This window comes from Methylobacterium sp. ME121, assembly GCF_000974725.1.
Lineage (GTDB): Bacteria > Pseudomonadota > Alphaproteobacteria > Rhizobiales > Beijerinckiaceae > Methylobacterium > Methylobacterium radiotolerans.
In genome coordinates, this window is sequence record NZ_BBUX01000113.1 from 1 (window position 1) to 12,268 (window position 12,268).

The following is a 12,268-nucleotide window of genomic DNA, read 5'->3' on the forward strand; positions in this document are numbered from 1 at the left end:
CGACCTGATGCTGGCCGAGCTGGAAGCGTTCGTCCCCGAGGTGCTGGCGGCCGCGCGCGCGGCCCTGGAGGCGGCGGTGACCGACCTCGACTTCGTGCGCCTCGACGCGACGGCCTTCGCTCAGGCGCCGAAGATCTCGATCGACTACGCGGTCATGGAGCGGACCGCCCGGGCCGGCGTGCTGCCGGTGTCGTTCGCGTGGTCGGATGTCGGCACCTGGGACGCGGTCTGGCAGGTGCTGGACCACGACGAGGCCGGCAACGCCGTGCGCGGCCGGGTGTCGCTGATCGGCACGAAGAACAGCCTCGTGCACAGCCAGGGCGAGGGCCTGACCGCGGTGGTGGGCCTGGAGGACGTGGTGGTGGTCTCGACCCCCGACGCGGTGCTGGTGGCCTCCAAGGCGCATTCGGGCCAAGTGAAGGAGCTGGTCGGCGCGCTGCGGGCCCGCGGGGAGCCGGAGGCGGACGCGCATCTGCGGATGTACCGGCCCTGGGGCTGGTACCAGCGGATCGACATCGGCGAGCGCTTCCAGGTGAAGCGGATCCAGGTTGTGCCGGGCGGGCGGCTGTCGCTGCAGAAGCACTACCACCGGGCGGAGCACTGGGTGGTGGTGCGCGGCACCGCCGAGGTGACGATCGACGAGCGGGTGGTGCTGGTCCACGAGAACGAGGCGGTCTACCTGCCGATCGGGTCGATGCACCGGCTGGCCAACCCGGGCAAGATCCCGCTGGAGCTGATCGAGGTCCAGGTCGGCTCCTACACCGGCGAGGACGACATCATCCGCGTCGAGGACATCTACGGACGCTGAGTGCCCGGGCGGCCAGCCTGCGACCCGATCACCCGCGGGTGCGCCCGGAACATGCGGCCGCCCCGATCGATAGCCTAGCGTGTGGCCGCTCCCGTGCGGCCGCGCCGCAGCGTCGGGGATATCGCATGAAGCACAAGCCGCTCCGCGAGCAGGTCATCGTGATCACCGGCGCCTCGTCGGGTATCGGCCTCGCCACGGCCCGGATGGCGGCCGAGCGCGGCGCCCGGGTGGTGCTGGCGGCGCGCAGCGGCGACGCCCTGGCGCGCATCCGGGCCGAGATCGAGGGCGTCGGCGGCAAGGCGATCGACGTCGTCGCCGATGTCGGCCGGCGGTCCGACGTGCAGGCCGTGGCCGACCGGGCCGAGGCGACCTTCGGCGGCTTCGACACCTGGGTGAACGTGGCCGGCGGCTCGATCTACGGCCGGCTACGCGAGATCAGCGATGCCGACCACGAGCGCCTGATCCAGACGAATTTCTGGGGAACCGTCTACGGTTCCCTGGTGGCGACCGAGCACCTGCGCCAGCACGGCGGCGCCGTCATCAACGTCGGCAGTATCGCCTCCGACCTCGCCTTCCCGTTCCAGGGCATGTACGCGGCCTCGAAACACGCCGTGAAGGGCTTCACCGACGCCCTGCGCATGGAGCTGATGGACGAGAACGCGCCGATCTCGGTGACGCTGATCAAGCCGGCCTCGATCGACACGCCCCTGCCCCAGCGGGCCCGCAACTACATGGACCGCGAGCCGAGCCTGCCGCCGCCGATCTACCCGCCGGAGGAGGTGGCGAACGCCATCCTGCACGCGGCCGTGCACCCGCAGCGCGACATCTTCGTGGGCGGCGCCGGCAAGGCCTTCGTGGCCGGCAAGGAACTCGCCCCCGGCGCCTACGACTATCTCACCCCGGCGATCATCGCCCTGCAGAAGCGCGGGAGCGCGCCGCGCAACCCGGACGGCGCGCTGCACGCGCCGGTCGCGGCGGGGGAGACGCGGGGCGACCCGCCCGTCCCGGTCATGCGGACCAGCGCCTATACCCGCGCGACCCTGCACCCCCTCGCGGCCGCGGCCGGTCTGCTGGGCGTCGGCGCGGCCACGGCCTTCGCGGTGCTCGGCACCTCGTCCGGACGCCGACGGCGCCTGTAGGGGGAGGCGCGATGGAGACCCTGCCCGGCCCCGCCCGGGCGGCACGGGAGGTCGGGAGCGGGACCGGCGCCGAGGCCGATCCCCAGATCGTGCCGCGCCGGATCGTGTCCCTGGCCGAAGACCGGACGATCGCCTACGCGGAGACCGGCGCCGGGCCGGATCTCGTGGCGATCCACGGCACGCTGATGTGCCTGGAGGACGTCTGGCTCGGCCCCGTGCCGGCGCTGGCCGAGCATTTCCGCGTGCTGGCCGTCGACCGCCCGGGCCACGGTTTCAGCCGGCGGCCGCGCGGCGGCGCGGCCGACATCTGGGATCAGGCGGCCTGTATCCGGCGAGCGGTGCGGCACCTCGGCCTGGAGCGTCCGGTCATCCTGGGCCACTCGTTCGGGGCCGCCGTCGCCCTCGCCTACGGCATGCTCCACCCGGACGAGGTCGCCGGCATCGTCGCCGTCGCGCCGATATGCTTCCCTGAGCCGCGGCTGGAGCAGGTGCTGTTCGGGCCGCGGGCGCTGCCGTTCGGCGGCGACGCCCTGTCGGCGCTCCTGGGCGCCAGCAGCGACCGGGCGCTGCTGCCGCTCCTGTGGAACGCGATGTTCTTCCCGGAGGCGATGCCGCCGCGCTTCGCCCGGGACTTTCCCTTCGCCCTCGCGGGCCGCCCCGCGCAGATCACCGCCGAGGGCGAGGATGCGGGCTGGCTCTGGCCGGGTCTCACGCGCAGCGTCCTCAACTACCCGTCCCTGCGCCGGCCCACCCGCATCCTGGGCGGCAGCGCCGACCTGGTGGTGAACACCGACCTGCACGGCCGGCGCGCGGCCGGCCTGATCCCCCGGGGCGCGGTTCGAGCGCCTGGCGGGGGCCGGCCACATGCTGCATCACCTTCAGACCGACGCGGTCGTCCGCGCGGCGCTGGCGGTGCGCTCGGCCGCCTGACGGCCCCGCGCGGGGGCCGCAACTCAGCGGATGAGCGCCTTGATCTGCTGCTTGGCGCCCGCCTTCAGCCGGGCGAGCCCGCCGCGGGCCTGCCGCTCGCGCTCCTGCCGCAGCGTGCGCTTCTCGGCGTTCCAGGGATGCTCGTGCCGGAGGGTATGCTCCGGCGCGCGGACCCCGAAGCCGAGGGCGTAGGCGCGCCGCGGTCCGGCACTGAGATTCGGCCCGGCGCAGTGCAGGGTCCGGCAATCGTGGAAGGTGGCGCCGCCCGCCGGCAGCGGACAGGGGACCGCGCGCTCCACCGGAACCCCCAGGGCCTCGAGGCCGTGGATCCGCGGGTCGCCGCCGATGCTGCGATGGGTGAGGAGCGGCCCCCTGTGGCTCCCCGGGACGTAGAGCATGCAGCCGTTCTCCGGCGACACGTCCTGCAGGGGCATCCAGACCGTGATCGCCCGGTAATTCGTGTAGGCGGCGTAGAAGGCCTCGTCCTGATGCCACGCGGTCGCCGCACCGATCTTCGGCGGCTTGCGGATCGCGTGCTCGAAGACGAGGGCCGCGCGGCTTCCCAGGAGCTGGCGCGACATGGCCAAGGCGTTGGCCCGGAACAGGATGTCCCGGAGAAGCGGCTCGAAGCGGGACGGATTGAGAAGTTGCGGGGAGCGCGCCTCGCCGGCGCCGCGGTCGATGTCGACGAGGTCGAACAGGCTCCCGTCCTTCCAGCCGCGCGCCTCCTCGAACAGGCGGTCGTAGGCGCCGCGCAGCGTGTCGAGCTCCTCCGCGGTGGTGATCGCCGGGACGGTGACGAAGCCGTCGCGCCGGAACGCGGCGATCTCGTCCTCGGTCAGGAGCCGGGTCGGGACGCGCCCGGCCGCCCGGCTGCCCGCGATCCAGCGGACGAGCCGCGACCGCGCCACGGCCACGCGGGCGGAGAGGCCGTTCCCGGCATCGGGGACGCCGAGACCCAGGCGATCCGGAATCGTTGCTCGCATCGCACCCTCCGCTTCGAGATGATCCCGCGAGGATGCCCGCGTTTAGTCCGATGCCTACAGTACCTATTCCTAGGTATGACTGCCCATTCCAGTCTCATGCATTTGTCTTCATCTTTGCCGCCCACCACCTCCAGTTGAGATTTCCGGCGGCACGTCTTGCTCGTACCGGGCGGGCGCCGCGGTCGGCCGCGCGGCTTCCTCACGCCGGTGCATCGCATTGACGGCATTCCCGAAACTGTTTCCTTTCATGTCCAATATTTAATGCGTCTCACAGGCATCTTTACGCGTTCAATGCGCGATGACGACGAAAAATACGCATCGGCTGCTCGGAGAGAGATCATGAATATTTTAATGAAAGCTGCTGCGGTCGCGATCGTGTCGGCGCTGCCGGGGTCAATGTGCGTGACGGGCGCGCAGGCGATGCCGCTCCCGGCCGATCCGGGCCTCGCGGCGCCGATCATCCTGGTGGCGGGAGGATGCGGGCCGGGAGCTTGGCGCGGACCCTGGGGCCACTGCCGCCGCACGCCCTATGCCGGGCCGCTGCCCGGCGGCTGGTACCAAGTGCGGGCGGGGAACGGCTGCCCGCCCGGCTACTGGCGCGGACCGTGGGGCCATTGCCGCAACACGCCGTATCACGGCCGACTGCCGAACGGCGGCTACCGGTAGCCGGTTACCCTTACCGTCGACGGTGCGCGGCGCCGGAGCGCTGGTGGGCGGTGAGGGACTCGAACCCCCGACCCTCTCCGTGTAAAGGAGACGCTCTACCAACTGAGCTAACCGCCCGGCCGGCGACCGTTACGGCATGGCGCCGGTCCGGTGCAAGGGTCCGCGCCCCCGATCCGCGTCAGGGATCGATGAGCCGCGCCGCCAGGGCCGGTCCGAGGCCGACGCTCTCCACGGGATCGGGCCTGGATCGAATCGACGCGGACGCGCCCGAAGCGAGAACCGCGCGGGTCCCGGCCGCGACCGAGCAGATCACCGGAACGGGAACCTGCGGGGCGATCCGCGCCGCGAGCCCCGCCAGACCGGCACCGCCCAGGATGACCGTCTCCGCGCCGGACGCCGCGCAGGCGCGGCAGGCCTCGGCCAGGATCGCCAGGGCCGCGTCGGGGTCCCGGGCGATGGCGCCGCCGCTCGGAGCCACCGTACGGAGCGCCGCGAGGGCGTCGGACAGCCCGAGTGCCGCCACGAATTCCCGCAGTATCCCCTCCCAGGCCGCCCCACCGGTGACGATGCCGAAGCGGCCGGCCGCGGCGGCCTCGTGGCAGGCCGCCTCCGCCATGCCGATCACCGGCACCCGCGACAGCTCGCGCAGCGCGAGAAGACCCGGATCGCCGAAGCAGGCCAGGTAGACCGCGTCGCACGCGCCCCCGTGCTCCGCGAGGGCATCGAGGGCCGCGTGGCCGGCGATCGCCGCTGCGGCCCGGCTCGCGATGTAGCGCGCGCCGAAACGGCCGGTGACGGCGCGCAGCTCCGCCCGGCCGCCGAGCTGCCGGCGGACATGATCGGCGACGAGGTCGGTGACGTCCGCGCTGGTGTTCGGGTTGATCAGCAGGATACGCATCCGGTCCTCCGTGCCTGGATCCGCGCACGAAGAAGCCCCCGGGGCTCAGGGCGCCGGGGGCTCGTCTCACTCAGTCAGGACGCTCAGTGGGCCACGAAGGCCGCGCCGTCCTCTTCGGTGCGGGCGGGCTTGGCCACCGGCAGCGGCTCCTCCCACTCGATCGCCTCCGGTTGGCGGACCAGCGCCTTCTCCAGCACCTGATCCATCCGCGAGACCGGGATGATCTCCAGGCCGTTCTTCACGCTGTCGGGCACCTCGGCGATGTCCTTGGCGTTCTCCTCGGGGATCAGCACCGTCTTGATGCCGCCGCGGAGCGCGGCGAGCAGCTTCTCCTTCAGGCCGCCGATCGGCAGGACCCGGCCGCGGAGCGTCACCTCGCCGGTCATCGCGACGTCTCGGCGGACCGGGATCCCGGTCAGCGTCGAGATGATCGCGGTGGCCATGGCGATGCCGGCCGACGGACCGTCCTTCGGGGTCGCCCCCTCCGGAACGTGGACGTGGATGTCGCGCCGATCGAAGAGCGGCGGCTCGATCCCGAAATCGATCGCCCGGGAGCGGACGTAGCTCGCCGCCGCCGAGATCGACTCCTTCATCACGTCCTTCAGGTTGCCGGTGACCGTCATCTTGCCCTTGCCGGGCATCATGACGCCCTCGATCGTCAGCAGCTCGCCGCCGACCTCGGTCCAGGCCAGACCCGTCACCACACCGACCTGATCGTCCGCGTCAATCTCGCCGTAGCGGAACTTCGGCGGGCCGAGGAAGACCGGAAGGGTCTCCGGGGTCACCGCGACCGACTTGGTCTTGGTGATCAGGATCTCCTTCACCGCCTTGCGGATCAGGTTGGACAGCTCGCGCTCCAGGTTGCGGACGCCGGCTTCCCGCGTGTAGCGGCGGACCAGCATCATCAGCCCGTCGGCATCGATCGACCACTCGTGCGTCCCGAGGCCATGCTTCTTCAGGGCGTTCGGGATCAGGTGCTTGCGCGCGATCTCGACCTTCTCCTCCTCGGTGTAACCGGCGATGCGGATCACCTCCATCCGGTCCATGAGCGGGCCCGGGATGTTGAGGGTGTTGGCCGTGGTCACGAACATCACGTTCGAGAGGTCGTAATCCACCTCCAGGTAGTGGTCGTTGAAGGTGCTGTTCTGCTCAGGGTCGAGAACCTCGAGGAGCGCCGCCGACGGATCGCCGCGGAAGTCCATGCCCATCTTGTCGATCTCGTCGAGCAGGATGAGCGGGTTCGAGGTTTTGGCCTTGCGCATCGACTGCACGATCTTGCCGGGCATCGAACCGATATAGGTCCGGCGGTGACCGCGGATCTCGGCCTCATCGCGCACGCCGCCGAGCGACATCCGGACGAACTCGCGACCCGTCGCCTTGGCGATGGACTTGCCGAGCGAGGTCTTGCCGACGCCGGGGGGACCGACGAGGCACAGGATCGGGCCGGTGAGCTTGTTCGCCCGCTGCTGCACGGCGAGGTACTCGACGATCCGCTCCTTGACCTTGTCGAGGCCGAAATGGTCCTCGTCGAGCAGCGCCTGGGCGCCGAGCAGGTCCTTCTTGATCTTCGAGCGCTTGCCCCACGGGATGCCGAGCATCCAGTCGAGGTAGTTGCGCACGACGGTCGCCTCGGCCGACATCGGCGACATCTGCCGCAGCTTCTTCAGCTCGGCCGTCGCCTTGTCGCGGGCCTCCTTGGAGAGCTTGGTCTTCTCGATCTTCTCTTCCAGCTCGGCCAGCTCGTCGCGGCCATCCTCGGAGTCGCCCAGCTCCTTCTGGATCGCCTTCATCTGCTCGTTCAGGTAGTACTCGCGCTGGGTCTTCTCCATCTGCCGCTTGACGCGGGTCCGGATGCGCTTCTCCACCTGGAGCACGGAGATCTCGCTCTCCATCAGCGACAGCACGCGCTCGAGGCGCTGCGCCACCGTCGGAGTCTCCAGGATGCCCTGCTTGTCGGAGATCTTGACGAGCAGGTGCGAGCCGATCGTGTCGGCGAGCTTCGACGGCTCGTCGATCTGGGTCACGGCGGAGACGACCTCGGGGGAGATCTTCTTGTTGAGCTTGACGTAGTTCTCGAACTCCGAGAGCACGGAGCGCGCGAGCGCCTCGGCCTCGACCCGGTCGCCGAGCTCGTCGTGGAGCGCCTCGGCGGTCGCCTCGTAGAACTCGTCCGAGCGGGTGAAGTCCACGACCTTCGCGCGGCCGACGCCCTCGACCAGCACCTTCACGGTGCCGTCGGGCAGCTTCAGCAGCTGGAGCACCGAGGCGAGGGTACCGATCTTGTAGATGGCGTCGGTCGCCGGGTCGTCGTCGCCCGCGTTGATCTGGGTGGCGAGCAGGATGTGGCGATCGGTGCGGACGGCCTCCTCGAGGGCGCGGATCGACTTCTCGCGGCCCACGAACAGGGGCACGATCATGTGCGGGAAGACGACGATGTCGCGCAGGGGGAGGACGGCGTAGGAGCCCGTCGAACCCGGGACCACCGGCTGGCGCGATTTCGACTGTGACATGCTGACTTCCTCTCAGGGACGCCCGGTTCGGCGCCCCCATGCACGGAGCGCGCCTACAGCCAGGTGCCGACCGGGCCGCGAGGGTCGGATTTCGCTAACTTTGCGGCTGGCGACGCGGACCGGACCTCGAAGGAGCGTGCGGCCACCGCGCTGAGCCTGAGGTGGCTGCGGGGGGGAGCGTTTTCAAGGCGGCCCCCGCAGCGCGCCCGGCCAGAGCCGGGCGCCTCATGCAACCCTACCGAGCGCCTACGCGCTGACGCTGGCGGGCGCGTCCTTGTTGCGGTCGCCGTGGATGTAAAGGGGGCGCGACTTGCCCTCGACCACCTCAGGGCCGATGACCACTTGCTCCACGGACTCGAGGCCCGGCAGGTCGTACATCGTGTCCAGCAGGATCGTCTCCAGGATGGAGCGCAGGCCGCGGGCGCCGGTCTTCCGCTCGATCGCCTTGCGGGCGACGAGCGACAGGGCCTCGTCCTGGAAGGTCAGGTCGACGTTCTCCATCTCGAACAGCCGCTGGTACTGCTTCACCAGGGCGTTCTTCGGCTCCTGCAGGATCTTCTTCAGCGCGGCCTCGTCGAGGTCCTCCAGCGTCGCCAGGACCGGCAGGCGGCCGACGAACTCGGGGATGAGGCCGAACTTCAGCAGGTCCTCCGGCTCGACCGAGCGGAAGATCTCGCCGGTGCGGCGGTCGTCCGGGGCCTGGACGGTCGCGCCGAAGCCGATCGAGGTACCCTTGCCGCGCTGGGAGATGATCCGCTCCAGCCCCGCGAAGGCGCCGCCGCAGATGAACAGGATGTTGGTCGTGTCGACCTGCAGGAATTCCTGCTGCGGGTGCTTCCGTCCGCCCTGGGGCGGGACGGAGGCGACCGTACCCTCCATGATCTTCAGGAGCGCCTGCTGCACGCCCTCGCCCGACACGTCGCGGGTGATCGACGGGTTGTCGGACTTGCGGGAGATCTTGTCGATCTCGTCGATGTAGACGATGCCGCGCTGCGCCCGCTCGACGTTGTAGTCCGAGGCCTGGAGCAGCTTGAGGATGATGTTCTCGACGTCCTCACCGACGTAGCCGGCCTCGGTCAGCGTCGTGGCGTCCGCCATGGTGAACGGCACGTCCAGGATGCGGGCGAGCGTCTGCGCGAGCAGGGTCTTGCCCGAGCCGGTCGGCCCGATCAGCATGATGTTGGACTTGGCCAGCTCGACGTCGTTGTGCTTCGTCGCGTGGGCGAGCCGCTTGTAGTGGTTGTGCACCGCGACCGAGAGGACCTTCTTGGCGAAGTCCTGGCCGATGACGTAGTCGTCGAGGACGCGGCGGATCTCCTTGGGGGTCGGCACGCCGTCGCGACTCTTCACCAGCGAGGATTTCGACTCCTCGCGGATGATGTCCATGCACAGCTCGACGCACTCGTCGCAGATGAACACCGTGGGGCCGGCGATCAGCTTGCGGACCTCGTGCTGGCTCTTGCCGCAGAACGAGCAATACAGCGTGCTCTTCGAGTCGTTGCCGCCAGTCTTGCTCATATCGGTCTCCGATTCCTCGCGTCCGCAGCCGGCAAGGGGCGGACGCGCATCGCATGAATGTAGGGGGCCCGTTTAAAGAAACAGTGTGCTGCGCGCCTTTGACCGAAGGGCCCGAACCTCGATGCAAACACGCTGCCGCGGCGGGATCAAGGCCGCGCCGCGGCGGTCAGGCGACGCGGGGCGGTCAGGCGGCCGCCGGCTCGGGACGCTTCTCGATCACCTCGTCGATGAGCCCGAACTCCTTGGCCGCGTCGGCGGTCATGAAGTTGTCGCGCTCCAGCGCCGTGTGGATCGTGTCGTAGTCGCGCCCGGTGTGCTTCACGTAGATCTCGTTCAGGCGCCGCTTCAGCGCCTCGATCTCGCGGGCGTGGATCAGGATGTCGGTCGCCTGGCCCTGGAAGCCGCCGGACGGCTGGTGGACCATGATCCGGGCGTTCGGCAGGGCGAAGCGGTGGCCCGGCTCGCCGGCTGTGAGCAGCAGGGAGCCCATCGAGGCGGCCTGGCCGACGCAGAGGGTCGTCACCGGGCAGCGGATGAACTGCATCGTGTCGTAGATCGACAGGCCGGAGGTGACCACGCCGCCGGGGGAGTTGATGTAGAAGGAGATCTCCTTCTTCGGGTTCTCCGCCTCGAGGAACAGCAGCTGCGCCACGATCAGCGACGCGCCGTAATCCTCCACGGGGCCGGTGAGGAAGATGATGCGCTCGCGGAGCAGGCGGGAGTAGATGTCGAAGGCGCGCTCGCCGCGGCTCGACTGCTCGACGACCATCGGCACGAGCGCGTTGTTGTAGACGTCGATCGGATCTCTCATCTCGTCCTGCCCCGGAGTGAGGCCCGGGGCTGCCGCGAATCAGGGCAGCCCCGGGCATGTCAGCGAACACCGGCGATGCTTAACCATCGCCTAACCCTTGCCCGCCGTCCTGGGACAGAGCGGGACTCAGTCGGCCTTGGCTTCGGTCTTGGACTCGTCCTTGGCCTCGGCCTTGTCTGCCGGCTTCCCGCCGGTCGTGTCGTCGTCATCTTCGTCGGCGAAAAGCGCCTCTTTCGAGACGGGCTCCTCGACGAGCTTGACCTGCCCGAGGACGTGGTCGACGACCTTCTCCTCGAACAGGGGCGCGCGGAGTTCCGCGAGCGCCTGCGCATTCTTCCGGTAGAAGTCCCAGACCTGCTGCTCCTGGCCCGGGAACTGCCGGACCCGGGCGATGAGGGCCTGGTTCACCTCCTCGTCCGAGACCTTGATATCGGCGCTCTCGCCGACCTGCGCAAGCACGAGACCGAGACGGACGCGCCGTTCCGCGATCTTCCGGTACTCGGCCTGGGCCTTCTCCTCGGTGGTGTCCTCGTCCTCGAAGGTCTTGCCGCGGGTCTTGAGGTCCTGCTCGACCTGCGCCCACACCGCGGCGAATTCCTGCGCCACCAGCGACGGGGGCAGCTCGAAGGCGTACTTGCCGTCCAGCGCGTCGAGGAGCTCCTTCTTGAGCCGGCGGCGCGAGGCGGCCTCGAAGTCCCGGCCGATCGCCTCGGACACGGCCTCGCGGAGCTTCTCCAGCGACTCCATGCCCATCGACTTGGCGAACTCGTCGTCGATCTTGGCTTCGCCCGCCGCCTGGATCTTCGTGACGGTCACGTCGAACTCGGCGTCCTTGCCGGCGAGGTGCTCGGCCCCGTACGACTCGGGGAAGGTGACCTTCACGAGGCGCTTGTCGCCGACCTTGGCGCCGACGAGCTGATCCTCGAAGCCCGGGATGAACGAGCCGGAGCCCAGCTCGAGGTCGATGCCCTCGCCCTTGCCGCCCTGGAACTCCTCGCCGTCGATGCGGCCGACGAAGTCGATCGTGACGCGGTCGCCGCTCTGGGCCTCGGCGCCCTCTTCGCGCTCGGTGAACGGGCGGCTCTGGCCGGCCATGCGGTCGAGGGCCTCGTCCACCTCCGCGTCCGACGGCTTGGCGACGAGCTTGGTCAGGCTGACGTCGGAGAGGTCGGCGAGCTCGAAGCTCGGCATCACCTCGAGGGCGACCTTGAAGGCGAGGTCGCCCTTGGCGTCCAGCGCCTTCTCGACCTCGGCCTGGTCGGTCGGGAACTCGACCTGCGGCTCCAGGGCGAGCTTGAGGCCGTTATCGGTGACGATCTGGCGGTTCGCCTCGTTGACGGCGTTCTGCACCACCTCGGCCATCACGGAGCGGCCGTAGACCTTGCGCAGGTGCGCGACCGGCACCTTACCGGGACGGAAGCCCTTGAGCTGCACCTTGTCCTTCATGCCGGACAGCTCGTTGGTCAGGCGCTCCTCGAGTTCCTGGGCGGCCAGCAGAACCTGAAACTCGCGCTTCAGCCCCTGGGCGTTGATCTCGGTCACCTGCATCGTCGTCGTCGCTCTTCAAAGAAACCTGGGGTCGCCGGCCGGGCCGGCGTCGTGCTCGCGCGGACCGGGATGCCGAGATGTCGGGTACGGGGCGGAGGGTCCCGAGGGGACCGCAACCTCAGCAGAGGTCCTGGTGCGGGCGGAGGGGCTCGAACCCCCACGTCTTGCGACACTGGAACCTAAATCCAGCGCGTCTACCAGTTCCGCCACGCCCGCGCGCGCCGACATCCGGCGCATCGCCGGCCGCCGGAAGCGCGCCCTATAGCATGGGCCGGCGGGCCCGCAGCAAAAAACTTGCCCCTGTGGCGCGGCAGCCCGCGCGCCGCTAAGGAGCGGGCCCACCGCGAGCCGCAGCCGAGATCCCATGCCGCCATCCCGCACCGTGCCGCCGACCGATTCGCGTGCCGGCACGCCGTCGCGCCGGACCCTGCTCGCCGCCGCGGCGGCCTTCGGG

Annotated in this window: 9 protein-coding genes, 2 tRNA genes and 1 pseudogene; 4 read left to right on the top strand and 8 right to left on the bottom strand. The window is 69.9% G+C overall.

Going from position 1 to position 12,268, the window contains the following annotated elements:
* The 3 genes and pseudogenes from ME121_RS31300 to ME121_RS34650 form a co-directional block, all read left to right on the top strand.
* A partial coding sequence (locus ME121_RS31300; RefSeq protein WP_491892929.1) for a cupin domain-containing protein occupies positions 1-808 on the top strand: 808 nt, incomplete at its 5' end.
* 125 nt (positions 809-933) lie between these two features.
* The gene (locus tag ME121_RS31305; protein WP_053622299.1) at positions 934-1,947 is read left to right on the top strand and encodes an SDR family oxidoreductase; all 1,014 of its coding nucleotides are present in this window, start codon (positions 934-936) and stop codon (positions 1,945-1,947) included.
* A 185-nt stretch (positions 1,948-2,132) separates the two neighbouring features.
* Positions 2,133-2,765, top strand: a pseudogene (locus ME121_RS34650) (alpha/beta fold hydrolase); the annotation flags it as partial.
* A gap of 135 nt (positions 2,766-2,900) precedes the next feature.
* Here the strand turns inward: ME121_RS34650 and ME121_RS31310 are convergent.
* Positions 2,901-3,863 (bottom strand): phytanoyl-CoA dioxygenase family protein, encoded by a 963-nt coding sequence (locus tag ME121_RS31310; RefSeq protein ID WP_012322040.1) that lies wholly within the window; start codon positions 3,861-3,863, stop codon positions 2,901-2,903.
* Between the two features lie 396 nt (positions 3,864-4,259).
* Here ME121_RS31310 and ME121_RS34655 point away from each other — a divergent pair, with 396 nt between their 5' ends.
* Positions 4,260-4,529, top strand: a complete 270-nt coding sequence (locus ME121_RS34655; RefSeq protein WP_408902625.1) for a GCG_CRPN prefix-to-repeats domain-containing protein — start codon at positions 4,260-4,262, stop codon at positions 4,527-4,529.
* Between the two features lie 41 nt (positions 4,530-4,570).
* Here the strand turns inward: ME121_RS34655 and ME121_RS31315 are convergent.
* From ME121_RS31315 to ME121_RS31345, 7 genes are all read right to left on the bottom strand, one after another.
* A tRNA-Val gene (locus ME121_RS31315) sits at positions 4,571-4,646 on the bottom strand.
* A gap of 61 nt (positions 4,647-4,707) precedes the next feature.
* Positions 4,708-5,427, bottom strand: a complete 720-nt coding sequence (locus ME121_RS31320) for an aspartate/glutamate racemase family protein (RefSeq protein WP_059410224.1) — start codon at positions 5,425-5,427, stop codon at positions 4,708-4,710.
* An 83-nt stretch (positions 5,428-5,510) separates the two neighbouring features.
* Positions 5,511-7,937, bottom strand: coding sequence for an endopeptidase La (lon, locus tag ME121_RS31325; RefSeq protein WP_029358262.1), 2,427 nt, complete (start codon positions 7,935-7,937; stop codon positions 5,511-5,513).
* 246 nt (positions 7,938-8,183) lie between these two features.
* Entirely contained in the window at positions 8,184-9,455 is a 1,272-nt protein-coding gene (clpX, locus tag ME121_RS31330) for an ATP-dependent Clp protease ATP-binding subunit ClpX (protein ID WP_010684321.1), read from the bottom strand.
* A 184-nt stretch (positions 9,456-9,639) separates the two neighbouring features.
* Positions 9,640-10,266 carry an ATP-dependent Clp protease proteolytic subunit gene (locus ME121_RS31335; protein ID WP_012322036.1) on the bottom strand — a complete coding sequence of 209 codons (627 nt, stop codon included), beginning with the start codon at positions 10,264-10,266 and terminating at the stop codon, positions 9,640-9,642.
* Positions 10,267-10,392: 126 nt separating this feature from the next.
* On the bottom strand, positions 10,393-11,814 hold the full coding sequence (gene tig / locus ME121_RS31340) for a trigger factor (protein ID WP_024828280.1): 1,422 nt from the start codon (positions 11,812-11,814) through the stop codon (positions 10,393-10,395).
* Between the two features lie 131 nt (positions 11,815-11,945).
* Positions 11,946-12,030 (bottom strand) — tRNA-Leu (locus ME121_RS31345).
* Between the last annotated feature and the right edge of the window lie 238 nt (positions 12,031-12,268).

Coding starts and splice junctions, on each gene's coding strand:
- ME121_RS31305 (WP_053622299.1), top strand. CDS start 934: ATGAAGCACAAGCCGCTCCGCGAGCAGGTCATCGTGATCACCGGCGCC.
- ME121_RS31310 (WP_012322040.1), bottom strand. CDS start 3,863: ATGCGAGCAACGATTCCGGATCGCCTGGGTCTCGGCGTCCCCGATGCC.
- ME121_RS34655 (WP_408902625.1), top strand. CDS start 4,260: ATGTGCGTGACGGGCGCGCAGGCGATGCCGCTCCCGGCCGATCCGGGC.
- ME121_RS31320 (WP_059410224.1), bottom strand. CDS start 5,427: ATGCGTATCCTGCTGATCAACCCGAACACCAGCGCGGACGTCACCGAC.
- lon (WP_029358262.1), bottom strand. CDS start 7,937: ATGTCACAGTCGAAATCGCGCCAGCCGGTGGTCCCGGGTTCGACGGGC.
- clpX (WP_010684321.1), bottom strand. CDS start 9,455: ATGAGCAAGACTGGCGGCAACGACTCGAAGAGCACGCTGTATTGCTCG.
- ME121_RS31335 (WP_012322036.1), bottom strand. CDS start 10,266: ATGAGAGATCCGATCGACGTCTACAACAACGCGCTCGTGCCGATGGTC.
- tig (WP_024828280.1), bottom strand. CDS start 11,814: ATGCAGGTGACCGAGATCAACGCCCAGGGGCTGAAGCGCGAGTTTCAG.